The organism is Rathayibacter iranicus NCPPB 2253 = VKM Ac-1602 (genome assembly GCF_003149025.1).
GTDB lineage: Bacteria > Actinomycetota > Actinomycetes > Actinomycetales > Microbacteriaceae > Rathayibacter > Rathayibacter iranicus.
In genome coordinates, this window is record NZ_QGDV01000015.1 from 39,686 (window position 1) to 62,822 (window position 23,137).

Here is a 23,137-nt window from a genome sequence, read left to right on the forward strand (position 1 = left end):
ATCACCTCCACTCCGCACGACCCGGGCCACGCTACCGCCCCCTGCCGACGGCGAGCCGGGAGCGCCGGACGCCCTTTCTCCCCATGATCCGGCAGACCGCGTAGATCGCGAACGAGATCGTCGTCACGTAGGGGCTGATCGGGATGGACCCGCCGAGCGCAAGCAGGATGCCGCCGACCAGCGCACCGACCGCGAAGAGCACGCTCAGCAGCGGGACGACGACGGGGGAGGCGGAGACGCGCAGCGCCGCGGCCGCCGGCGTCACCAGGATCGCCAGCACCAGCAGCGAGCCGACGATCTGCACCGAGACGGCGACGGCCAGGCCGAGCAGGAGCATGAACGCGATCGAGAGCGCCCGGGTCGGGATGCCGCGCGCGGCCGCCACGTCGGCGTCGACGCTCGCGAAGGTGAGTGGCCGCCAGATCAGCGCGAGCCCGATCACCACGACCACCGAGATGGCGATCAGCCAGCCGAGCTGCGGATCGTCGACGGCCACGATCTGCCCGGTCAGCAATCCGAACTTGTTCGCGCTGCGCCCCGGATACAGCGCCAGACAGAGGATGCCGAGACCGAGGCCGAAGGGCATCAGGACGGCGATGATCGAGTTGCGGTCGCGGGCGCGCGAGCCGAGCAGACCGATCAGGACGGCCGCGATCAGCGAGCCCACAATTGATCCCTGCACCACCCCGACGCCGAGCAGCAGACCCGCGGAGGCGCCCGCGAACGAGAGCTCGCTGATCCCGTGCACCGCGAACGCCATGTCCCGCGACATCACGAAGACCCCGATGAGCCCGCCGACGACTCCGAGCACCGCGCCCGCGATGACCGAGTTGATCAGGAGCGCGAGCAGTGCCCCGTAGTCCGAGAAGTCGAAGATCTGCGACCAGACGTCGGTCACGAGTGCGCCTCCTCGTGCACGTGCGAATGGTCGGGGGCGCCGACCACGATCACGCGCCCCCGCGCTCGGATCACATCGACCGGCGCGGCGTAGAGCTCGCTGAGGACCTCCGAGCGCAACACCTCGTCGGGCGTGCCGATCCGGAACCGGCCGCCGGCGAGGTAGAGCACCCGGTCGACCATGCCGAGCACCGGATTCACATCGTGCGTGACGAAGAGGACGCCGAGATTCCGCTCGTGGCGGTGCCGGTCGATCAGCTCGCTCACCGCCCGCTGGTGCGCGAGGTCGAGCGCGATCAGCGGCTCGTCGCAGAGCAGGAGCGCCGGGTTCCCCGCGAGGGCCTGGCCGACGCGGACCCGCTGCTGTTCGCCTCCGGAGAGGCTGCCGATGGGCGCGTCGGCGAAGGAGGTGGCGCCGACGGCTTCGAGCAGAGCGTCGACGGCCGCGCGGCGTGAGCGCGAAGCCAGTGGCAGACCGAAGCGGTGGCCGTCGATCCCGAGCCCGAGCAGGTCGCGCGCACGCAGCGGAGTCCCCTCGTCGGCGAGCTTCTGCTGCGGGATGTAGCCGATGCGGCGGTTGCCGCGGTGCACCGGGGCACCGAGAACGTGCAGCTCCCCCGCACTGAGCGGCTGCTGGCCGAGCACGGCACGCAGAAGGCTGGTCTTGCCGGAACCGTTCGCGCCCAGCACCGCGACGAACTCCCCCGCCTGCACGTCGAGGTCGACGCCGCTCCACAGCTCGCGGTCGCCGAAGCGCAGACCGGCACCTCGCAGGCGCAGCACCACAGGGCCCGCCTCCGAGGAGACGGGCCGGATCGTGGAGTCAACGCTCACGGGGAGAGGGCTCCCTCGATCGCGTCGAGGTTGGCGGTCATCCAGCCGATGTAGTCCTCGCCGTCGGGGAGGGTCTCGGTGACTCCGACCGTCGGGATGCCGGCCGCCTTCGCGGACTCGAGCACTGCATCCGTCTGGGCGCCCTCGGTTTGCTCGTTGTAGATCAGTGCGGCGACCGTCCTGTCGCCGAAGAGGGCGAGCGTCTCCTGCAGCGTCGTGGCGGGGACGTCTGTACCCTCCTCGACCGCCTCGCTGAACGCCTCCGGAGTCGCGTTCATCAGGCCGAGCGCGTCGGTCAGAGCGAGCGGGACGGGCTCGGTGATGGCGATCGAGCGGCCCGCGAGCGTGCCCTTCAGGTCACCCTCCCGTGCGATCAGCGCGGCGAGCCTGCCGTCGAGAGTGGCGACGTTGGCGGAGTAGGTGGACGCGTTGTCGGGGTCGACAGCGGCAAGCTCGTCGCCGATTCGCGCGACGACCTGGCGGACGACCGAGAGGTCATACCAGACGTGCTCGTTGAAATCAGCGTGCTCGTGCTCGCCGCCGTCGTGGTCGTGGTCATCCTCGAGCCCGGCGACGACGGTGGCCGTGACGACCGGGGCCGTGGACGACGCTGCGCTGAGCATCGTGTCGATGAAGGAGTCGTAGCCGCCGCCGTTCTCGACGATCAGCGCCCCGCCCGAGACCGCCAGCTGATCGCGCGCCGTGGCCTCGTACTCGTGCGGGTCCTTGTCCGGGCTGTCAATGATGCTCGTCACCTCGACCAGGTCGCCGCCGACGCTGCGGGCCAGGTCACCGTAGACGTTCGTCGAGGCGACGACCTTCACGGTGCCGCCGACAGTCGCCGCACCCGCGGCGCCTCCCGATCCGGAGCAGCCGCTCACCATGAGCGCGATCCCCCCGAGGAGGGCGAGGAGAGCGGGAAAACGGTTCTTCACAATGAGTCCATAACAGTGAGTCCATCTGAGTCAGCTTCGGGGTAACTCGCCCACCGTACCCACTATTGATAACGATTGTCAAAATCGCCCTCCCGCTCCCCTCCCGTCCCTCCCTCCCTCCTCCGCGAAATGTCGCGAGATACGCCCGGGCGGACGAAACGGCCCACCACGGAGGCACATCTCGACCGCGCCGCCACATCTCGACCGCGGGAGCACATCTCGCGACATTTCGCGACAGGACGGCGGTCGAAATCCTGCACACCCGCATCGACGGCTCACGTGCGGATCCGCCACACCGCAGGAGGCCGCTTTCGCGGTGGTGTGAGGGAGTCGACCGGCCCGTCCTCATCGCAGATCTCGCAGCGGATCCACTCGCCCGCCTCGGCGACAGAGAGTTCGCCTCGGCGTAGGAGGCGGCTCCACTCGATCGCCCGCGTCGTCAGGCGGTCATCGGCCGAGCCGGGCTCGTCGCCACCGATCGTGCGGAGAAGGACGTGCGTGACCGGGCCGCCGAGGAGGAGCGTAGCGCCCGCGACCCCGGCAAAGTGGCGGGCCTGGCCGCGGGTTCCGTCATCGTACCGAGGGCGAAAACCCCGCCCGCGGACCCGGTTGGCTCCACCTCGGGCGAGGTCCAGCACTCCAAGTGGGGCACGACGAATGCCCGCGGCCTCCCTCGCAAGGGCGGCGATAAGCGCTCGGGGCGAAGGAGCGGAGGCGGCAAGAGCCTCGGCGTGCTCGGCGAGTTCGGAGCAGGCGTCGGAGGAGGACATCCGCCCAGTCGAACACAGGCCGGCCGGGCGGGGGAGTCGGGAAGCATGACCTTGACAGCGGCGGAAAAGGGAGCGCTGAAGAACTCCGACCGGGTCACCTCAGCCTCCCCCCTAGACACGCTCGCCCGCAGGGCCGAGCTCACCGCCGAATCGCGTTCCAGCGATTCGCGGTAGCGGTACGCACCCCGCTCTACAAACCGCTACCACCTCCCCCAGCCAACCGCGGAGCGGACGACGACGAAGGAGGAGTCCGCTCACTCCAACACAACCAACGCTCAATCCAGCAGCAGCGCCGGCTCCTCCAGCACACTCGCGACGTCCGCCACGAAGCGGCTAACGACGTCGCCGTCGACAACGCGGTGGTCGAACGATCCGCCGACCGTGGTGACGAAGCGGGGACGGACCTCGCCGTCGACGACCCACGGCTTCTGCTTGATCGTGCCGAGCGCGATGATCGCCACTTCACCAGGGTTGAGGATCGGGGTGCCAGTGTCCATACCGAAGACGCCGATGTTGGTGATCGTGATGGTGCCGTTCTGCATGTCGGCGGCAGTGGTCTTGCCGTCGCGGGCGTCGAGGGTGAGTTTCTCGAGCGCCTGGGCAAGTTCGAGGAGGCTCATCGACTGGGCATCCTTGACGTTGGGCACGAGCAGGCCGCGCGGAGTGGCCGCGGCGATACCGAGGTTCACGTAGTGGCGCACGATGATGTCGGTGTCGGTCCAGGCTGAGTTGACCGTCGGGTTGCGGCGAACGGCCCAAATGATGGCCTTGGCCATGATGAGCAGCGGCGAAACCTTGACCCCGGCGAAGTCGGGCGAGTTCTTCAGGCGCTTGACGAACTCCATCGTGCGGGTCGCATCGACGTCGACGAAGACGCTGACGTGCGGCGCGGTGAAGGCGCTGGTCGACATTGCGGCCGCGATCGCCTTGCGGACGCCGCGGACCGGAATGCGCTCCTCGCGGTCGTCGCCCCAGGCGGGGGTCTGGATGTTTCGGAAGACGCTGGCCTGGGAGGCGTGTCGGATGACGTCGTCGCGGGTGACCTCGCCGGCGAGGCCGGTGGCCTGCACCTCGAGGAGGTTCACGTCGAGATCCTTCGCAAGCTTACGGATCGGGGGCTTCGCGATGATGGGGAGCGCTGCGGCAGCGGGGACCGAGGTGGGACGGACCGGCGCATCCGGCCGAATCGGTGCCGAAGCCACAGTTCCAGGACGGCGACGGCGAGTGGCGACCTGTCCACCCGCGGCGCCGTAGCCCACGAGCGCTGCTCCCGAACCCTCGCCCGGCTCGGAGGTGGACGGAGCCGGCGGGGTGGTCGCCTGCGCGGGATGCGCGGGGATGGCCGGCACCTCGGAGCCGACGACTCCGGCTCCGGACTGGACGGAGATGATTGCGGTACCGACGTCGACTGTCTGGCCCTCGTTGACGAGCACGTCGACCACAGTGCCGCTGAACGGCGACGGCAGCTCGACCAGCGACTTGGCGGTCTCGATCTCGACGAGGACCTGGTTGACAGCGACCTCGTCGCCGACCTTGACCTTCCAGGCCACGATCTCGGCCTCGGTGAGGCCCTCGCCCACGTCGGGAAGGAGGAACTGTTCGGTCATCGGGAAAACTCCTGGTGGCTCGTGCGGGGAATGTCGCGCGCGTCAGTACGCGAGCGAGCGGTCGACGGCCTCGAGCACGCGGTCGACATCGGGGAGGAAGAGCTTCTCGACCTTGGCGGGCGGGAAGGGAGTGTCGAAGCCGGCCACGCGCAGAACGGGAGCCTCGAGGGAATAGAAGACACGCTCCGTGACGGTCGCGGCGATTTCGGAGCCGACGCTCACATGCGCGGTCGCCTCCTGAGCGACGACGAGTCGGCCCGTCTTGCGGACGGAGGCGAGCAATGGCTCCCAGTCGATGGGCGAGAGGGAGCGCAGGTCGATGACCTCGATGCTCGTCCCCTCCTCGCCCGCGAGTTCCGCAGCCTGAAGCAGCACAGCGACCATCGGGCCCCACCCGACCAGCGTGACCTCGGTGCCCTGGCGGACGACCCGGCTGGAGTGCAGCGGGACAGCGGAGGTGCCGAGGTCGACGTCGCCCTTGGGCCAGTAGCGGCTCTTGGGCTCGAAGAACATCACTGGGTCGTCCGACGCGATGGCCTCCTGGATCATCCAGTAGGCATCATTCGGAGTGGACGGACTGACCACACGGAGGCCGGCGGTGTGCGCAAAATACGCCTCGTTGCTCTCCTGGTGGTGCTCGACCGCCCCGATGTGTCCGCCATAGGGAACGCGGATCACGACGGGCATCGTGAGCGAGCCCTCGTGCCGGTTCGTGATCTTGGCAAGTTGCGAGGTGATCTGGTCGAACGCCGGGTAGATGAAACCGTCGAACTGGATCTCGCACACCGGCCGGAACCCGCGCATCGCAAGCCCGATCGCGGTGCCGACGATGCCCGACTCTGCGAGCGGAGTGTCGAGCACGCGCTTCGCGCCGAACTCGGCGTGCAGGCCCTCGGTGATGCGGAAAACACCGCCGAGCGGACCGATGTCCTCACCCATGAGCAGGACACGGTCGTCCTGGGTCATCGCGCGGCGGAGGCCAGCATTGAGCGCTTTGGCCATGGACATCGACGCAAGCTGCTTCCCGGTGTGGGGCGGCTGCAGGGCCGTGGTCGTGGTGTCGATCGTCATCACTCGCCTCCGAACGATTCTTCGTAGCGCTGGAGCCACGCCTTCTGCTCCTCGACAAGCGCGTGCGGCTCGGAATAGACGTTGTCGAACATCACTCCGGTAGGCGGTGCCTCGAGGGCGAGCAGGCGGCGTCGGATGTCGGCGGCGAAGTCCCGCGCCTCCTCCTCGGTCTCGTCAAAGAAGGACTGCGGTGCGCCGTTGCCGCGCAGGAAGGCGGCGAAGCGGGTGATCGGATCCTTCGCGACCCACGAGGCGAGTTCATCGTCGGTGCGGTACTTCGTGGGGTCATCGCTCGAGGTGTGGGCGCCGATGCGGTACGTCAGCGCCTCAATGAACTGGGGGCCACCACCGGAGCGCGCGTCCTGGAGGTGCTTGGCGGTGACGGCGTAGCTGGCGAGCACGTCGTTGCCATCGATTTGGACACCGGGAATGCCGAAGCCGGACGAGCGGAGATAGAGCGGACTGCGCGACTGCGTGGCGACAGGGACGGAGATCGCGTAGTGGTTGTTCTGGAGGAAGAAGACCGTGGGTGCCTGGTAGCTCGCGGCGAAGACCATCGCCTCGCTGACGTCGCCCTGGCTGGAGGCGCCGTCGCCGAAGTAGACGATGACCGCGGCGTCCTTCTCGGCGTCTCCCGTGCCGGTGGCTCCGTCGAGGGTGAGACCCATCGCGTAGCCGGTGGCGTGCAGCGCCTGCGAGCCGAGCACCAGCGTGTAGAGGTGGAAGTTGCCGTTCGTCGGGTCGCTCGGGTCCCAGCCTCCGTGTGTGGTGCCGCGCAGCAGGGCGAGGACGCCGAGCAGGTCGATACCGCGGATCTTGCCGACGACGTGCTCGCGGTAGGAGGGGAAGACGTGGTCCTGCGGGCGCAGCGCGATCGCGGAGCCGACCTGCGCCGCCTCCTGCCCGTGGCTCGGGACCCACAGGCCGAGCTGACCCTGCCGCTGCAGGTTGGCGGCGTCGATATCGAACTGGCGGACCATCGCCATCTCGCGGTAAAAGGAGCGGTGCTGAGTCTCGTCGATCCCGTCAAGGAAAGAGGCGTACTGCTCGGCCGCAGGTGTGGGCGAGAACCGACCGTCCGCGGAGAGGAACTGGACCGTCGGCGACTCCGTACTGGTGGCTACCATCCGACTAACTTATCCGCCTCGCGGGATGCCCCTCGGGGAGGGATCGCACAATCTCGCCCGCCGCACTGAGGAGCTTGTCGACAGAGCTCGCATCTCCGATAGAGACCCGGATGCCCTCCTGAGGGAATGCGCGAACGATGACGCCGGCGCGCTCGAAGACTTCGGCCGCCCGCGCCGTCTCGTCGCGGGTCTCGAACCAGAGGAAGTTCGCCTGCGACTCCGGGATCGTCCAACCCTGGTCGAGCACTGCCCGCCAGAGATCGTCGCGCAAGCGCATGATGCGGTTCGCGCGCTCAAGCAGCTCCTCGCTGTGCTCGAGGGAGGCGACGGCGGCGGCCTCGGCGAAGCGTGTCACCGAGAGCGGGATGGCGGTCGAGCGGGCGGCGTCGAGGATCCGCGCGTGCCCAATCGCATAGCCGACGCGCAGGCCGGCGAGGCCGTACGCCTTCGAGAAGGTGCGTGCGAGCACGAGGTTCGGGTGCGCGGCCAGGAGGCGAGTGCCGTCGACCGCGCGCTCGTCGCCAACGAACTCCACGTAGGCCTCGTCGAGGAGGACGAGGACATCACGTGGCACCTGCGTGAGGAAGGACTCGACATCGTCGGCCGTCGCGACCGTGCCCGTGGGGTTGTTCGGGCTGCAGACGATGACCATCCGAGTGCGCTCGGTGACGGCCTGGGCCATCGCGTCGAGGTCGTGGGTGTCGTCGGGGCGCAGCGGCACCCGGACGCTGGTCGCTCCAGCGGTGGTCACGAGCGACGGATACGCCTCGAACGAGCGCCAGGCGTAGACGATCTCGTCGCCGGGACCGGCGGCAGCGCTGATCAGCTGAGCGATGACCGCGACAGAGCCGGCGCCGACGATCACCTCGTCGATCCCGACCGCGTATCGGGCGGCGAGCGCCGAGCGCAGGGCGGTCGCGGCGGCGTCCGGGTATCGATTGAAGTCGTCGACCTCACGAACTTTCGCGAGCACGGAGGGCAGCGGGTCGAACGGATTCTCGTTGGAGGAGAGCTTGAAGGCGTTGGCCGAGGCAGCGCGGCCCTGCTTGTACGCGGGGAGCGCCAGGATCTCGGGGCGGAGGCGGACGGGAGGCTCCTGCTGGTCGGTCACTCGCCTCATGCTAGGGGGAGGGACCGACGCTGCTCGTGTACCGTCGCTCGACTCAGACCGTACAGGGGTCTGAGCTTCCCTGCTCGAGGGTCGACCGCGTGTGCGCCCCCCGATTAGGGTGCAGAGATGCGGAGTCGAAGGCGGTCCGAGCGGCGCGGGCGTGCGTGGTCGCTCATCCACGGCACCTCGGCGGCGCTCGCGGTGCTCGTCACGGCCGGGGCCCTCACTGCCTGCGCTCCTTCCGGAGTCGACTCGCGCCCCACGACTACCCCGCGCGAGACCTCGATCGACATCGCCGCCCCACCCGAGTACACCGCGGCTCGGGAGGCGGCCCTCGCGGTGCGCGACGACTCCCTCGCACTGCTGAGCGCGACGGACGGCGCCGTGGTGGGGGCGACCCGCACCGATCTGCTCGTCGCGATCGGCTCGCTCAATGACGCGCTCGCCGGAGTCTCGGCCGAGGCAATTATGATCGCCGCCACGGCGGCCTCCGACCGTCGGACCACCCTCGCCGAGCGCGTCCTCGGCCTCGGCGCCGCCGCGCTCGCCTCGGGCCGCGGCTCCTCCGCACGGCGCAGCACGCTGACAGCGGCAGTGGAGACGCTGCAGAACACTCTCGACGCCGGCGGCGCGCTCGCTCCTGCCGCGATCGCCGTCCTCGAGGCGCGTGGCCCGCTCGTGCGCGTCCGTGGTGACGACGTCGATCCGCCCTCGCGCCCCGCTCCTCCCGCTGCCCCCAGGCCTGTGCGGACTCCACCTCCAGCCACGACCTCCGCTCCTTCTCCCCAGGCCCCCGCCCCGACAGCGGAGCCCGCGCCTGCACCGGAAACGACCGCGCCCACCCTGGAGCCAGAACCAGAACCAGAGCCGGAGCCGGAGCCAGAACCGGAACCGGAACCGACCGTCGCACCGGAGCCCCCGCCCCCGGTCGTCCTCCTTCCTTCGACGTGCGACGTCGACCCTCGGACCTGCTTCCCCGAGCCCACGCCGACCGTCGGCGGCCCGCTCGACTGAGCGTCCTTCCGCCTCGCGCAGCACGGCGACCAGTCTGCGTCCGCCGCGTGACCGGTCGAGGAGGAACCGGGGGCGGGTCACGTCGTGGTCGCGCACGGCGACGGCGTCCGCGATCCAGCGCCGGACGCAGCGACACGGCCCGAGCGTCGGCTCGCCATGAGCGTCGGCGCCCGGGATAGTGGAGGGATGCGCAGACTCCTCTTCGGCCTCGTCACCAACGCCGTCGCGATCTGGCTCACGACCCTCGTCGTGGCGGGGGTGCGCGTCGACCCGTATGACGACGGGCCGGTCGCGGCGATCCTCACGTACGTGCTCGTGGCGGTGATCTTCGGAGTCGTCAACGCCGTAGTCGGCGGGGTCGTGCGGGTGATCGCGTTCCCCCTGTACCTGATCACGCTGGGTCTGATGTCCTTCATCGTCAACGGACTCCTCCTGTTGCTCACCGCGTGGATCAGCGGTCTCTTCGGACTTGGCCTCGTCATCGACGGCTTCTGGTGGGGCGTGCTGGGAGCCCTCGTGCTCGCGCTCGTCAACTGGTTCATCGGTCTCCTCCTGCGCCCCTTCCTCCGCCGCGATCAGGACTGAGGTGGCGCCTGCGGGACCAGTCTGCGCGGGTCCTTGCGCGGCCCCGATGTCGCTCCGCGGATCTGTGGACAGCGTCGGAAATCGACCTGCTGTGGAGGAGCCTTCGTGCGTCATGATGGGCGGGTGACCCCCAACTCCCCCGCGCCTTCGGCCTTCGCCGTGTGCTTCGTCTGCACCGGCAACATCTGCCGGTCGCCGATGGCCGAGGTGGTGCTGCGCTCGCTGGCGGAGCAGGCGGGACTCGGCTCCGCGATCCAGATCAGCTCGGCCGGCACCGGCGAATGGCACCTCGGCGAGCACGCCGACCACCGTGCTCTCGACGCGCTGGAGCGGCGCGGACTCGACGGCGGACGCCACCGCGCGCAGCTGTTCGACCCGTCCCGGTTCGCCGAATTCGACCTTGTCGTTGCCCTCGACCACGGGCACGAGCGGGCACTTCGTTCCTGGGCTCGCACCGAGGTCGATCGACAGAAGGTCCGCCGCCTGCTTGCCTTCGAGCCCGCGCTCTCGCCGCAGGGCGACGTCCCCGACCCTTACTATTCCGATGCAGCGGCGTTCGACTCGGTGCTCGCACTCATCGAGCGTGCCTGCCGAGCGCTCTTCGCCCAGATCGAACCCGGACTGCGCGGCAACCTCTCGGTCCGGGCCGACCCCGCCGAGACGCGCGCCGTCCTCGCGCAGGACTCCTGAGAACCGAAAGGCACCACCGCATGACGCTCTCCACCCAGCCGCTGAGTCCCCTCGACGGCCGCTACAGCGGCGCCGTCTCATCTCTCGGCGAATACCTCTCGGAGGCGGGGCTGAACCGCGCGCGCGTGCACGTCGAGGTCGAGTGGCTGCTGGCCCTGACCGACCGTCGTCTCTTTGGCTCCGAGCCCGTCGATGCCGCGTCCGCCGAGGAACTGCGCCGCCGCGCCCGCGACTTCGGCCAGCCCGAGATCGACGAACTGGCCGTCCTCGAGGCGCGCACTCGCCACGACGTGAAGGCTGTCGAGTACCTCGTGCGCCACTGGCTCGAGGAGCTGGGGCTCGAGCGGATCGCCGAACTTACTCACTTCGCCGCGACCAGCGAAGACATCAACAATCTCTCCTACGCGATCGTCATCCGCCAGGCGGTGGGCGAGATCTGGCTGCCGAAACTGCGGTCCGTCGTCGACTCCCTGCGCGGGCTCGCGGTCCGCTACCGCGACGAATCGATGCTGAGCCGCACCCACGGACAGCCCGCGACCCCAACCACAATGGGCAAAGAGTGTGCGGTCTACGCGTACCGGCTGGAACGCGTCATCGCTCAGATTGAGACCACCGAATACCTGGGCAAGTTCAGCGGAGCGACGGGCACCTTCGCCGCGCACCTCGTCGCCGACCCGGGCACCGACTGGCCGGCCCTCGCCGAACAGTTCGTCACCTCTCTCGGCCTCGCCTTCACTCCGTTGACGACTCAGATCGAGTCGCACGACTGGCAGGCCGAGCTGTACGGCCGCGCCGCGCACGCGAATCGGATCCTGCACAACGTCTGTACCGATATCTGGACCTATATCTCGCTCGGCTATTTTCGGCAGATCCCGCAGGCCGGGGCGACCGGGTCGTCCACGATGCCGCACAAGATCAATCCGATCCGCTTCGAGAACGCCGAAGCGAACCTCGAACTCTCCAGCGCCCTGCTCGACTCGCTGGCGCAGACGCTGGTGACCTCGCGTCTGCAGCGCGATCTCACCGACTCCACCACGCAGCGCAACATCGGAGTCGCCTTCGGGCACTCGCTGCTCGCCCTCGACAATATTGCGCGGGGCCTGCTCGAGATCGACCTCGATCCGGCGGCGCTCGCGGCCGATCTCGACGGCAACTGGGAAGTGCTGGCGGAGGCGATTCAAACCGTGATCCGCGCAGAGGTGGTGGCGGGGCGTTCGGCGATCACCGATCCGTATGCGCTGCTGAAGGACCTGACCCGCGGCAAGCGGCTCCGTGCCGAGGACCTCGCGGTCTTCGTGCAGGGTCTCGACATCGGCGACGCGGCGAAGGAGCGCCTGCTGGCGCTGACCCCGGCCGGGTACACGGGGCTCGCCTCCGCGCTGGTCGACCGCCTGCGCTAACGCGGCCCGCCGTGCGCGGCCCCGCGCCGCGAGAAGCCAAAAGTTGTCGCACTCGGCCTCGTGTGCGACAACTCTTGGACACTCGCAAGGCCGGGCGGCGGACAAGCGCCGCGAGAGGCCAAAAGTTGTCGCACTCGGCGCCGAGTGCGACAACTTTTGGACAGTGGCGGGCAGGGTAGGCGGGCAGGGGGGCGCGCAGCGCGGGCGGCCAGCACGCCGCGGGAGAAATCAGTGCGCCGAATCCTGCTCGTCGATTTCGGCGATTTCGGCCTCGTCGGGCTTGAAGGTGAGCGAGAACATCGCGATGGCGACGAGCACGATGATGAACGTGACTCCGAAGGAGAGGAGAGCGACGACCAGCTCTCGGGTGGACAGCAGCACGACAACGCCGACGAAAGCCGCCATGGCGGCGGAGAAGCCGATGAGCTCTAGCGGCCGGAGGCGGTCTTTTCGAGTGGGCTGAAAGGTCCGAGGAGCGACGTCCGCAGGCTCGGCGGAGCGCTCGGGCCCGCGCTCGGGGTTCTGGCCTTCGGCGGTCATCGGTCTCCTCCGGAGGTCGGTGTCGTGGGAGTGACGGGATCGTGTCCGGTGGTGGCGCCGGCGGCCCATTTGAGCGAGAACGCCGCGATGGCGAGAAAGACGGCGACCATCACGGCGTACGCGCCGAGAAGACCGACCGTGACGACGGGGTGGGGCGGGAGCAATCCGAAGGCGGCTCCGAGCAGCATCGTTCCGGCTCCCACGATCACGGCGTCTCGTGCGGCGAGGCCGTGCCCGCGGCGTCCGCTCGAGAACTCGAGGAAGCCGGAGATGAGCGCCCAACCGGCGACCAGCGCAACGAACGAGAGCAGGTGCGCGACGGGCAGCACGATCAGCGCGGCAATTCCGGCGACGAGAGTCAGCACCGCTGAGCCGACCGCGAGCGGACGGGAGCGCCCGATCCACACGGGCAGGCCGAGGGCGAGCGAGAGAGTTCCGGTTGCCAGAGCGAAGCCGCCGAAGACAGCGAGGCCGAAGGCGGGGCCGTGGTCCGGTGAAAAGGTAATCACGCAGCCGGCGACCGCCGCGATCACTGCGCGCGCGAGGGGGAGGATCCACAGGCGGCGGTCGGAGTCAGCGGCGTTGGCCACGGTCGAGCCTCTCTGATGTGGTGTCGGTGGGGGCTGTCGACGGGTCCGGTCGACGCTGGGGTGTGGTGGGCGCTCACGCTCGAGACGGTCGGCGGGCGAGATCGTACGGCGACACAACGACGCGGACTCCAGCGATTTTACGCTCCCCACTCGCTCCGCCGCGCCCGTCGATCATCTGGCAGGGCCCGGTCGACGCCGCGGTCCCCTCAGGCGCGCCGAGCAGACGCCCCAGCCCAGCCCCAGCCGAACCCCGTCAGCCCAGCCAGACCTCCTCCACCCGCGGGAAGACCGCGTCGGCGGAGTAGCGCTCGCGGAAGCGCGCACCCGCGTTCTCGACCACGGCCGCGCGAGCGTCGGGGTCCACGATGAGTTCGGTGAGCGCGGCGGCGAGCGCATCGACGTCTCCGGGCGGGACGATCCGGCCGCAGCCGTCGCCGAGCACCTCCGGGATGCCGCCGACCGCGGTCGAGACCACGGCCGCATCGCGGGCGAGAGCCTCGAGAATGAAGATCGGCATCGCCTCGTCACGTGAGGGCAGGACCGCGATGGCGGCCTCGTCGAGCAGCGCCAGGAGCCGCGCGTTCTCGAGCGAGCCGAGGAACTCGATCCCCGGAACGCTCCGGTCAACGACGTCGGGTTCGCGGATCGGCCCGGCGACCAGCAGCCGCCAGCCCTCGGCTCCCTCGACCTGTGCCCACGCCTTCTGCAGCACGTCGACGCCCTTGCGGTGGCTGACGACTCCGCCGAAGACGACGATGCGGGTCTTTTCTCGGGGCGTGCCCTGCTCAAGCGCGTTCGGGACCAGGTGCACACGAGCGGCTGGGACGTAGCGACGGCAGATCGCCGACGTCTCCTCCGAGAGCGTGATGATCTCATCGGCGCTGCGGAGCACGTCCTGCACCAGGCGGGGGTGCGCGGCGGTGAAGGCCGCGAACTCGCTGCCGTGCAGGTGGGCGACGGTCCGCAGCCCGAAGCGGTGGGCGAGGCGGAGCAGGGAGCCTTCGCGGAGGAACGATCCGCGCTCCGAGAGGTGCACGACGATGACACTCCCGGGTTCGCGGCGCGAGAGCGCGACGATGCGGGCGGCGGCTCCGGCAGCCAGACGGGCAGCGGCGACGTGCTCGCCCGGTGCGGTTCGGGAGGAGATGACCCGGACATCCGAGCGGGCGAACGGCCAGCGCAAGTACCCGTTGACGACCTGGGTCATCCCTCCGGGGACCTCGCCGGCACGGCCGACGTGGTAGACGCGGGTTTTCGGGCCGACGGGAGCAGTCGGACGCGAGCGCGGCGGCACGGCGAGCAAGGCCTGGATGTCGTCGCGGACACCGCGGAGGCGTCCGCGCGCCACGAGGAGCTTGTCGAGCAGTTCGCTCCGGCGGACGGCGACGGCGCTGATGGTCTCGAGACCGCGCTCCGGAGTCGTGCTCGCCATGTCGACGGTGACGTCGTGGATCCCAATCGTCTCGAAGTGGCGCGAGGCCTTGGTGGACGCGTCCATTTGAAGGCTCACCGGGGCCGCGCCCTCGGTGAACGCCATGATGATGACGTGCAGGCGGTCGCTCATCGCAATGCGTGCCGTGCGGTACAGCTCACGCAGCAGAATTTCGTGCTGGTCGTGGGTGTGCGAGGGGTCCCAGTCGAGGAGGTCGGCGTCGAGGTCGGCGGCGAGGCGGCGGGAGCGCTCTGCGTCGACCGCGACCTGCGTCACGACGACGATGTCGAGGTCCTCGCGCTGGGCGAAGCCCTTGATAGCAGCCAGCCACTCCGCGCCCGGGTACGGGCGGGCGTCCACCTCGTGATCCTCTCGGAGGGAGAGGACGAGGACGCGCCGCTCGGCGTCGGGCTGCGCCGCGAACGACCGCAGTTCCTCGTCGCTCGCACCTTCGCCGTACCCGAGGTCGGGCATGGCGGCACCCACCCTCATGAAGTCGGCGGTCTTGTCGTCGCGCCAGCGGGTGTAGCTCGACAGCGCCATCGACGGCCACATGATCGCGCGGGGCAGCGGAGCGAAGTTGCGCGTGCCGACTCCGGCGCGGATGACCCGGCCACCGCCGAGGCGGACGAGCACGATGCCGGGGAGCATCACCAGGTGCTCCTTCATCCCGATCAGCGTGAGTTGAATCTCGCCCGGCTTGAACACCGAGTTCGCCCGTCCGGCCAGCGCCTCGCGGGCGAGCGCCGCGTACCAGCGCAGGAGCGAGCGGTAGACGCGGTCGTCCCGACCAAGACGCAGGCCGTCGTCGTAGCCCCAGGGCGAGTTGCCCACGTAGACGTGCAGCGGGCCCGACTCGCGGAGCCAGTCGAGCAGCTGGCGACGAAGGATGATGTCGCCGATGTTCTCGTACTGGCCGCGGCCGACGGCGAAGATCGATCGGGCAGGAGTCACGGGCGGGCCTTTCGGAGGGGGTTCGCGGGGGCGACACGAAATGCGCGGGAAGTGGCGCGGTTCTTCGGCAGACTAGCGCAGGCGCGGAACACGCCCGACGTCAGACAGGAGTGGATGGATCAGCAGGAGCTGGTCACGAACAGTGCCTTGAGGAATCCGCCGGTCTGGTAGAAGTACTGGCCGATCAGGTAGTTGAGTCCCATCGGCTCGCCCGAGGGCACCATCGAGATCTCGCCGGAGTAGCACCGCTCGAGAATCATCCGGGAGCGGGCTATGTGCGGTGCGTTGGTCATCACGATGACGTGATCCCAGCCGTTCTCCGCGGCCATGTCGCGCAGCTGCCTCGCCTCCCCCTGAGTGGTGAGGGGATCGGCGGCATAGCAGAGCACGTCGCCACCCGGCTCGTTGCACTTCTTGTATGTCTTGTCCTCCAGGGGCGCCTTCATCTCGTCAGGGCCCACGGAGAGGACCATCGTGTCGGTCGCTCCAGAGGTGATGATTCGACGGGCGAACTCGACGCGCGCGCGGGTCGAGGGGCCGAGGACGAACACGGCGTCGGCCTGCTTCGGGATGGGGTCGATCGGCGGCGTGACGTAGAGCGGGATGCCCGCGCCGAAGAGCGCGAGGACGATGACAGGGATGAGGAGCAGGCCGGCAACGAGGTTCCGGAGGCGGTGCCGACGTCGCGGGCGCTCGCCGCTGGACTGTGCGGTCCGATGATCCCCGGTCGTCACCGTGTCCATCGCGTCCCCTCTGCCGTTCGGATTCCCGATCTGTGACCGCAGCCTGTCCGGAGCAGGACGGAGATCGCCCAGATAAAGCCTGCCATCGCAGTGTTTCGGCTCGAAGACGGGCCGATGAACGGGTAGTCAATTTTCGTCTGGCTCCGACGACCACCACGACAATACCCCCTGCATGGGGGTACAGTCGCCGTTCGCCCGATCGTGAAGAACCGAGTCGTTTGGCCCTCGTATGAATCCGTCCCTCACGTCCTCCCGGAGCACGGGAATGCCCGCTCATTCCTTGGATGTGCAGCGTGGCAGCCCGATCGGTCACCCCACTGTCGTCTCCGGTGGCCGGCTGTCGACCTCCGCTGACGAATGGCGGGGAGGGCGCTCAGCGCGGGCAGTGGCGCGTCTGATTGATTCTCCCCGCCCGAATGGGGTACCAGGACGCGAATCATTCTCCTCCAGGGGGGCGCGGCGAGGCGCGTCTATAGCGTCAAGGAGATCGACACGACCGCCCTAGATATCCCCGGCACTCCCCCTCGCACCACCCGACGCACCTCTGAAGACCCGGAGCCGATCGTGACTACTCGAACGACGACCAACCCAACCCACCGACCTCGACGCTTTTCCCTCGCCACTGCCCTGATCGCCGCCCTCGGCATCCTCGTCGCTCCGCTCACCGCTCCGGCCGCCTCGGCCGCCACTCTCGATCCCGGCGCCGGCCAGAGTGTCCGCGTCGAGGAGACGCACTCCTCTCTCTCTTACAGCGGCTCGTGGCGGAGCATGACCGGCGGCGATAGCGGCGGCGGGATCAAGTTCCTCAACAGCACCGGCTCCGTCTCGTTCAGCTTCCGCGGCACTGGCGTGAGCTGGATCAGCCGCACCACTGCCTCCGCCGGCATCGCCACCGTCACCGTCGACGGCGCCAGCACCTCGGTCGACCGCTACACGACGGCGACCGCCTATCAGGTCCCCGTCTTCTCGAAGAAGGGCCTCACCGACTCCGTGCACACGGTCAAGATCGCGTGGTCCGGACGGGCCAACAGCTCCGCCGACGACAAGAACCTCGTCATCGACGCCATCGACGTCATCCGCTCCACCGACGTCGTCGGCGAGCCCAGTGGAGGGAGCAGCGCACCCGTGCTCGATCCTTCCGGCGCCAGCAGCCTCACCGCTCAAGAGACCGATCCCGCGCTGGAGTACACCGGCTCGTGGAAGTCGATGTCCGGCGGCGACAGCGGCGGTTCGATCAAGTACCTGACCTCGGCCGGATCCGTCTCCTTCACCTTCGTCGGGACCTCGTGGCGCTGGATCAGCCGGAAGACCTCCTCCTCGGGCATTGCCGCGGTCTCAGTCGACGGCGGACCCGTCACGAAGGTCGACCGCTACAGCTCGACCGCCCAGTACCAGGTGCCGGTCTACGAGACGACCGACCTCGCTGAGGGCCGGCATACCGTGACGATCTCGTACACGGGGACGAAGAACTCCCAGTCGTCGGATAGGAACCTGATCATCGATGCGATCGTCGTCGCCGACGACGGCCTCGCCATCGACACAGTCCAGCTCTCACCCCTGACCGACGGCTACACCGTGGCCTGGAACGCACCGTTCAGTTCGCGCGTCGTCTCGTACGATGTGCACCGCTCGGCGCAGGACGGCTCAGACGACGTCGTCCTCGGCACGGTCTCCGACCCGGTACGTCAGTACCGCGACGAGACCGTCGCGGCCCGCGGCACCTTCACCTACTGGATCTCCGCGACGGATGACGCCGGCCGCCACTCGCGCCTGAAGGAGACCGAGACCACCTCCGCCGACCTGCTCGACGCCCGGGCCTCTCTGGCCGCGGCCTTCGCCTGTCCGACCCCGACCAAGACGGTCACGAACTCGGCCCAGCTGGCCGCCGCCCTCGCCACACCCAGCGCGGGAGACGTCATCCGTTTGGCCGACGGCTGGTACACCGGAAAGTTCACCCTGCGCGGTGCCGCCGCCGCGTCCGGCTCGATCTGGATCTGCGGCTCACCCAACGCGGTCCTCTCCTCCGGCTCGACCTCGAGCGGCACTGCGCTGCTGATCAACGGGGCGAAGAACCTCCACCTCGTTGGATTCTCGGTCCGCAGTTCGTTCCAGGGGATCCAGGTGCTCGCAAGCACTGGTGTACAGATGGCCGGCCTTACCGTCACCGATATCGGCTACGAGGCCGTCCACTTCCGCAGTCAGACGACCGACTCGTTGATCGTGGGCAGCACCATCCGCCGCACGGGTCTCGTCACGACCAAGTTCGGCGAGGGCGTCTACATTGGCACCTCCGACCGCAACTGGTGCGAGTACAACGGCTGCAACCCTGACCGAACCGCCAGGATCGCGGTGGTCGACAACACCATCAGCGACACCGGCGCCGAACCGATCGAGGCGAAAGAAGGGACCCTCGACGGGAACATTCTCGGCAACACGGTCCTCGGAGGCTCCCGACTCTCGAGCGAGGTCACGTCGATGATCCTCGTGTCGGGTAACGGCTGGCTGGCCGCGGGGAACTCCGCCTCGGGCACCACGACCTACGGGTACCAGGTCATCACGCGCGCCGACGGCTCGGGCAACGACAACACCATCAGCGGCAACCTCGGGCTGAAGACGACGGACGCGACGGTGTACCTGCACCAGCCGTCGGGCTGGTCGACCAGCGGCAACACGCTGGGCTGCTCCAACTCGGGGATGGACAGGATCGGGAACGTGGACTGCACGCCCTAAGGGGCTGCGAGCGACCGCTCGGGCTGCTTGGAGCGCTAGGACCGCCGCCGTCGAGTCGACGGCGGCGGTCCGGCGTTGCGAAGGTGTGCGATTTGCAGGACTGCGCGGCACGAGAACGCTCTCTTGGCGAAAGACTCGTAGTGGCGGCGGCCGATCCCCTGCAAATCGCACGATGCCTCCGCGCCGGATGCGAGCGCGTGGCCGCACAGCATGAGACCGCACCGCATCCGGGACACGATGAGGAACGTGCCCTGACCCATCTTGCAAGCATCCGCCGCGACCGGATCGGGGCGTCTCGATAGTGACGCCGGTGCGATGTGCAGGGGATCCGCTCGGGAGAGCGCGTTCCGGCGCGTGCGATGGCCGAAGCTGAGCCGATCCCCTGCTAATCGCACACGAGCCTGCACAACGCACGCGAGCCTGCAGATCGCGCGCGAGCAGGCCAGCCCCGCGCGTCAGACGATCGCGGGGGCCTTCTGGAGCTTGTGGCGGGCCAGCAGGAGCGCGCCGACGACGGGGGTGCCGGCGGTCTCGATCCAGTGCACGTCGGCAGCAGCCTGCGGGGAGTCGACTTTGCCCTCGATCAGGACGAGGACGGCGCCGTCGGCCACTCCGCGGAAGGCGACGGACTGCTCGGTCGCACCGAGAGTCCCGGTGATGACCAGGACGATGTCATACACCTTCTCGAGCTCCTGGACCAGCGAGCGCAGCGGGTCGGCGCCCATCGGAGTGCCTCCTCGGGCGCCGCCTGCGGGGAGGAGGTCGACGCGATCGGTCGGGCGCTTGATGATCGCCTCGTCGAGCGAGGCGGCGCCGGAAAGGACCTCACGCAGGCCGGGTCGGCCGGCCGAGGCGGACGCGAGCGCGGAGCCCTCGGCGGTGCCGTCCACGAGAACGACCGACGAGCCGAGGACGGCCATGGCCTTGGCGAGCAGCACGGCGCTGGCCGTGTGCGGAGTGTTTGCGGAGGCGGGAGCGACCGCGAAGGAGGAGAACGAGCGGGCACGGGCAATGGCCGACAGCTCGAAGGCCACCGCCGAGTAGCGAGCCGGGATCTCGGTCGAGTTGAGCATTTCGTCGAGCTTCGCGGCCTTGGCCGGGACGATGCCGAGCAGCGGGCGCTCGAGGGAGGTGCGGACGTCGTCGCCGGTGCGGAGCCGACGGTCGAGAGCCGTGAGCACGATCGCCACGCCGGCTCCGACCACTGCGCCGCCGAGGAGACCGAGCGCGAGCAGCACCAGAAGGCCACCGGTGACGGGCAGCTTGGGCGGGGTCGCCTGGCTGAGGACCTCGAGCTGAATCTGCGGGACGGCCACGCCATTCGTGGTGGTCGCCGGGTCGGTCCCCTGGACGGCGGCGTCGAGCTGGGCGGCGACCGCGTTGGCGATGGTCGCGGCCTGCTCGGGCACCGGGTCGGTCGCCGAGATGGTGATGACCACCGACTCCGGCTCGGAGAGGACGCTGACCCGCTTGGCGAAGTCCTCGATGGTCTCGTCGAGGCCGAGGCCGTCGATGACGCCCTGGAGGACGGTGTCGGAGGTGCCGAGGGCGACGTAGGTCACGGTGGCCTGCGCGGCGGCGCTATTCGCGGCCACCCTGTCGGCCGTAGAGAGCACTCCTGTCGAGGAGACCGCGACATAGACGCGTGCATCCGCCTTGTACTGCGGAAGCAGGAGGGAGTTGAGTACCAGTGCCGCGACGACGCCGAGCAGAGCGAAGGCGACGATGACGACCCACCTCCGGCCGATCCCGGCGAACAGTCCGTTCAAGGTCATGATGTCAGTGGTCCCTTTCGTCATCTGCACCGAGGTGCGGAATGTGTGAGTGCAGCGTTGTGAAAAGTCGTCCGGTTTCCGCACAAGCGCGGACCAGAGGGATCAGAGAGTGGCCTGCAGGAAGGCGAGGATTGCCTTCTTGTTGTTCGGAGTGTTGTTCTGCAGGCCGTGGTGCCCGGAGCCGTCGATGCCCACTTCGGACTCCACTCCGGCGTCTTGGAGCGCGACCTGCATCGCGTCGGCTTGCTCGACCGGGACGAGTTCGTCCTCGGAGGTGAGCCAGATCTGCGGGGCGTCGGTGGGGTCGACGGAGCTGAGGGGCGAGGCCTCGACGCTCTGCGGGCAGGACGAGTCATCGATCTCCTTGCAGCCGAGGTAGGCGAGAATCTGCTCCTTCGCCTCGGGCAGCGGGGTGCCGAGCGACATCCCGGCCTCGGTCATGTCGGCGACCGCCGAGAAGGCGACGACGGTCTTGACCCGTGACCCCTCGGTCAGTGAGCCCTCGCCGAGCGTGCCCAGCGTGGCTCCGATGATCGCCCCGGCAGAGCTGCCCAGCACGCCGATGCGGGCGGGGTCGAGGCCGAAGCGCTCGACCTGCGCGGGGTCGCGCAGCCACTCGACGGCGGCCTGTGCGTCCTCGATCTGACCCGGGTAGCGGCTCTGCTGGAGCAGGCGGTAGTCGAAGGTGACCGAGACGAAGCCGCGCTTGGCGTAGTACTCGCAGAGTTCGGTCATGCCGCCCTCGTTGCGGGCGCCATCGACGAAGCCGCCGCCGTGCAGCATCAGCAGCGCGGGTCGACCGGCGTCGCCCTCGGTGGGGAGGCAGGCGTCGGCCTTCAACGACACGCCGTCCACTGAGCGGTATTCAATCGCCTTCTGCGTCGTGAAGCCGTCAGGGGTTCGGGAGGGCTCGGGCGGAGCAGTGCAGCCGGTGAGGCCGAGGGCGACGGCCGCGATGGCCGCCAAGACTCCAGCTCTGCGTGCTCGTATCGACGTCACTCGTGGGACTCTGCCTTCTGCTCGTGGCTCACTGACTTTGGCTCGTAACGGGGTGAGGTGCCCGGCTCATCGGCGGGGACGGCGGCGGGGTCGGACACGACGCCCGCTCCTCGTGCCGGAACCGCGGCGGGCTTGCGCTTTTTGGCCCCGGGGCCGCCGAGCGCGGCGGGCGGAACGTAAATCCAGCGGATCTTCGAGAGGTAGCGCGTGACGATCAGCGACACGATCACCGCCAGCGCCATGACGACCAGCAGCAGTGGAATCTCGAAACCGCCGATCGCCGAACGGTCTTCGGGCAGGATCACGCGTAGAAGCGTGATGCACACGACGATGACGTAGAGGTGCAGCAGGTAGATGTGCAGACTCCGCTCTCCGCAGAGAGTGAAGAAAGAGAGCAAGCGCAGGCGAGAGAGCGCCCGAGAGACCAGGATCCCCATCGCGACCGCCGCCATCTGCGCGGCGAGACCGAGGAATGGTATCCAGCGCACCGGGAAGAGGAAGAGGACGGCGCTCAACAGCACGAACACCGGAGTGACGTAGAGGAACGCCCGTGCGCCCTTCTGCTCGACGAAGTCAATGATTCTCTTCGAATAGAGAGTGCCGACCAGGTAGAAGACGAAGAGGGCGCCGATGCGATTCCAGCCCACATTGGTCGTGTTGATGATCCCGGTGGTGAACAGCGTCCCCATGATCGCGGCGAGGGCCACCTGCACACGGTGATCGACGCGACGCAGGAGCCACGCACCGAGAGTGAAGAGGAAGAGGCCATAGATGAACCAGTAGCTACTGCTCGGCCAGAAGAAGAGCAGGAGCAGGTTGAGCGGATCGGTCGCGGGGAGTTCGCCGAGTCCGCCGTTCGCCAGCGGCACGACCAGGTAGAAGACCATGCGGAGCACGGACCAGACGACATAGAGCCAGAGCAGCGGATAGAGCCGGCGGCGCCAGAGGTCGCGGAAGCTCCACGTCGTGATGCGGGAGCCGAAGAGCCCGGAGACCAGGAAGAAGAGCGGCATCGGGAAGAGCTCGAAGACGATCTTGATGCGTCCGAGAGTGTTCTCGACTCCGATATCGCCGAGGTACAACGATGTGTGGTAGTAGACGACCATCAGGATGGCCGCACCCTTGGCGAAGTCGACCCATTCGCGTCGCGCCCCGCCCGTCGGCTTCAGCAGCTTCATATTCTCCCCCTTGCGCCGTGCAGAACCACTCGTGAATCATATTCGTGATGAACACGGTTCAGAGAAGGACGTGGACGCGGTCGCTCACGGCGACCGCTGATTAAGACTAAAGGCGTCCGGGCCTCTCCGCATATTCCCACCAGAGATGAGGGATA

Annotated in this window: 20 protein-coding genes; 5 read left to right on the top strand and 15 right to left on the bottom strand. The window is 68.7% G+C overall.

Annotated elements, in window-relative coordinates; all coding sequences use genetic code 11:
* Positions 1-31: 31 nt before the first annotated feature.
* From B0H03_RS13315 to hisC, 8 genes are all read right to left on the bottom strand, one after another.
* The gene (locus B0H03_RS13315) at positions 32-898 is read right to left on the bottom strand and encodes a metal ABC transporter permease (RefSeq protein WP_104265513.1); all 867 of its coding nucleotides are present in this window, start codon (positions 896-898) and stop codon (positions 32-34) included.
* Entirely contained in the window at positions 895-1,731 is an 837-nt protein-coding gene (locus B0H03_RS13320; RefSeq protein WP_241560446.1) for a metal ABC transporter ATP-binding protein, read from the bottom strand. Before B0H03_RS13320 ends, B0H03_RS13315 begins: the two co-directional genes overlap by 4 nt.
* A complete protein-coding gene (locus B0H03_RS13325; protein ID WP_241560447.1) occupies positions 1,728-2,666 on the bottom strand; it encodes a metal ABC transporter solute-binding protein, Zn/Mn family in 939 nt (312 codons plus the stop codon). The genes B0H03_RS13320 and B0H03_RS13325 overlap by 4 nt, the downstream gene beginning before the upstream one ends.
* A 275-nt stretch (positions 2,667-2,941) precedes the next feature.
* On the bottom strand, positions 2,942-3,436 hold the full coding sequence (locus B0H03_RS13330; RefSeq protein WP_104265519.1) for a hypothetical protein: 495 nt from the start codon (positions 3,434-3,436) through the stop codon (positions 2,942-2,944).
* A gap of 275 nt (positions 3,437-3,711) precedes the next feature.
* Positions 3,712-5,043, bottom strand: coding sequence for a dihydrolipoamide acetyltransferase family protein (locus B0H03_RS13335; RefSeq protein WP_104265520.1), 1,332 nt, complete (start codon positions 5,041-5,043; stop codon positions 3,712-3,714).
* A gap of 42 nt (positions 5,044-5,085) precedes the next feature.
* Positions 5,086-6,051 carry an alpha-ketoacid dehydrogenase subunit beta gene (locus B0H03_RS13340; protein ID WP_181075073.1) on the bottom strand — a complete coding sequence of 322 codons (966 nt, stop codon included), beginning with the start codon at positions 6,049-6,051 and terminating at the stop codon, positions 5,086-5,088.
* Positions 6,052-6,113: 62 nt separating this feature from the next.
* Complete coding sequence (locus tag B0H03_RS13345) at positions 6,114-7,241, bottom strand: thiamine pyrophosphate-dependent dehydrogenase E1 component subunit alpha (RefSeq protein ID WP_104265522.1); 1,128 nt, start codon at positions 7,239-7,241, stop codon at positions 6,114-6,116.
* A 4-nt stretch (positions 7,242-7,245) separates the two neighbouring features.
* On the bottom strand, positions 7,246-8,361 hold the full coding sequence (gene hisC / locus B0H03_RS13350; RefSeq protein WP_104265523.1) for a histidinol-phosphate transaminase: 1,116 nt from the start codon (positions 8,359-8,361) through the stop codon (positions 7,246-7,248).
* A gap of 117 nt (positions 8,362-8,478) precedes the next feature.
* Here hisC and B0H03_RS13355 point away from each other — a divergent pair, with 117 nt between their 5' ends.
* The 4 genes from B0H03_RS13355 (at position 8,479) to purB (ending at position 12,041) form a co-directional block, all read left to right on the top strand.
* Positions 8,479-9,366 carry a hypothetical protein gene (locus tag B0H03_RS13355; RefSeq protein WP_104265524.1) on the top strand — a complete coding sequence of 296 codons (888 nt, stop codon included), beginning with the start codon at positions 8,479-8,481 and terminating at the stop codon, positions 9,364-9,366.
* Between the two features lie 186 nt (positions 9,367-9,552).
* A complete protein-coding gene (locus B0H03_RS13360; protein ID WP_104265544.1) occupies positions 9,553-9,951 on the top strand; it encodes a phage holin family protein in 399 nt (132 codons plus the stop codon).
* Between the two features lie 123 nt (positions 9,952-10,074).
* On the top strand, positions 10,075-10,641 hold the full coding sequence (locus B0H03_RS13365) for a low molecular weight protein-tyrosine-phosphatase (RefSeq protein ID WP_181075071.1): 567 nt from the start codon (positions 10,075-10,077) through the stop codon (positions 10,639-10,641).
* Positions 10,642-10,661: 20 nt separating this feature from the next.
* Positions 10,662-12,041, top strand: a complete 1,380-nt coding sequence (gene purB, locus B0H03_RS13370; RefSeq protein ID WP_104265525.1) for an adenylosuccinate lyase — start codon at positions 10,662-10,664, stop codon at positions 12,039-12,041.
* Between the two features lie 228 nt (positions 12,042-12,269).
* Here the strand turns inward: purB and B0H03_RS17140 are convergent, their stop codons facing one another.
* From B0H03_RS17140 to B0H03_RS13390, 4 genes are all read right to left on the bottom strand, one after another.
* Positions 12,270-12,581 carry a hypothetical protein gene (locus B0H03_RS17140; RefSeq protein WP_237399578.1) on the bottom strand — a complete coding sequence of 104 codons (312 nt, stop codon included), beginning with the start codon at positions 12,579-12,581 and terminating at the stop codon, positions 12,270-12,272.
* A complete protein-coding gene (locus B0H03_RS13380) occupies positions 12,578-13,171 on the bottom strand; it encodes a class-II aminoacyl-tRNA synthetase family protein (protein WP_104265526.1) in 594 nt (197 codons plus the stop codon). Before B0H03_RS13380 ends, B0H03_RS17140 begins: the two co-directional genes overlap by 4 nt.
* A gap of 253 nt (positions 13,172-13,424) precedes the next feature.
* On the bottom strand, positions 13,425-15,557 hold the full coding sequence (locus B0H03_RS13385) for a glycosyltransferase family 4 protein (protein ID WP_104265527.1): 2,133 nt from the start codon (positions 15,555-15,557) through the stop codon (positions 13,425-13,427).
* A 119-nt stretch (positions 15,558-15,676) separates the two neighbouring features.
* Entirely contained in the window at positions 15,677-16,300 is a 624-nt protein-coding gene (locus tag B0H03_RS13390; protein ID WP_104265528.1) for a YdcF family protein, read from the bottom strand.
* A 564-nt stretch (positions 16,301-16,864) separates the two neighbouring features.
* On the opposite strand from B0H03_RS13390, the gene B0H03_RS13395 reads away from it, so the two are divergent.
* Entirely contained in the window at positions 16,865-19,030 is a 2,166-nt protein-coding gene (locus B0H03_RS13395) for a hypothetical protein (protein WP_104265529.1), read from the top strand.
* A 455-nt stretch (positions 19,031-19,485) separates the two neighbouring features.
* Here the strand turns inward: B0H03_RS13395 and B0H03_RS13400 are convergent, their stop codons facing one another.
* The 3 genes from B0H03_RS13400 to B0H03_RS13410 form a co-directional block, all read right to left on the bottom strand.
* Positions 19,486-20,805 carry a Wzz/FepE/Etk N-terminal domain-containing protein gene (locus B0H03_RS13400; protein ID WP_160487366.1) on the bottom strand — a complete coding sequence of 440 codons (1,320 nt, stop codon included), beginning with the start codon at positions 20,803-20,805 and terminating at the stop codon, positions 19,486-19,488.
* 102 nt (positions 20,806-20,907) lie between these two features.
* Complete coding sequence (locus B0H03_RS13405) at positions 20,908-21,804, bottom strand: alpha/beta hydrolase (protein WP_109714900.1); 897 nt, start codon at positions 21,802-21,804, stop codon at positions 20,908-20,910.
* Positions 21,801-22,982 (bottom strand): acyltransferase family protein, encoded by a 1,182-nt coding sequence (locus tag B0H03_RS13410; RefSeq protein WP_104265532.1) that lies wholly within the window; start codon positions 22,980-22,982, stop codon positions 21,801-21,803. Before B0H03_RS13410 ends, B0H03_RS13405 begins: the two co-directional genes overlap by 4 nt.
* Positions 22,983-23,137 lie beyond the last annotated feature (155 nt).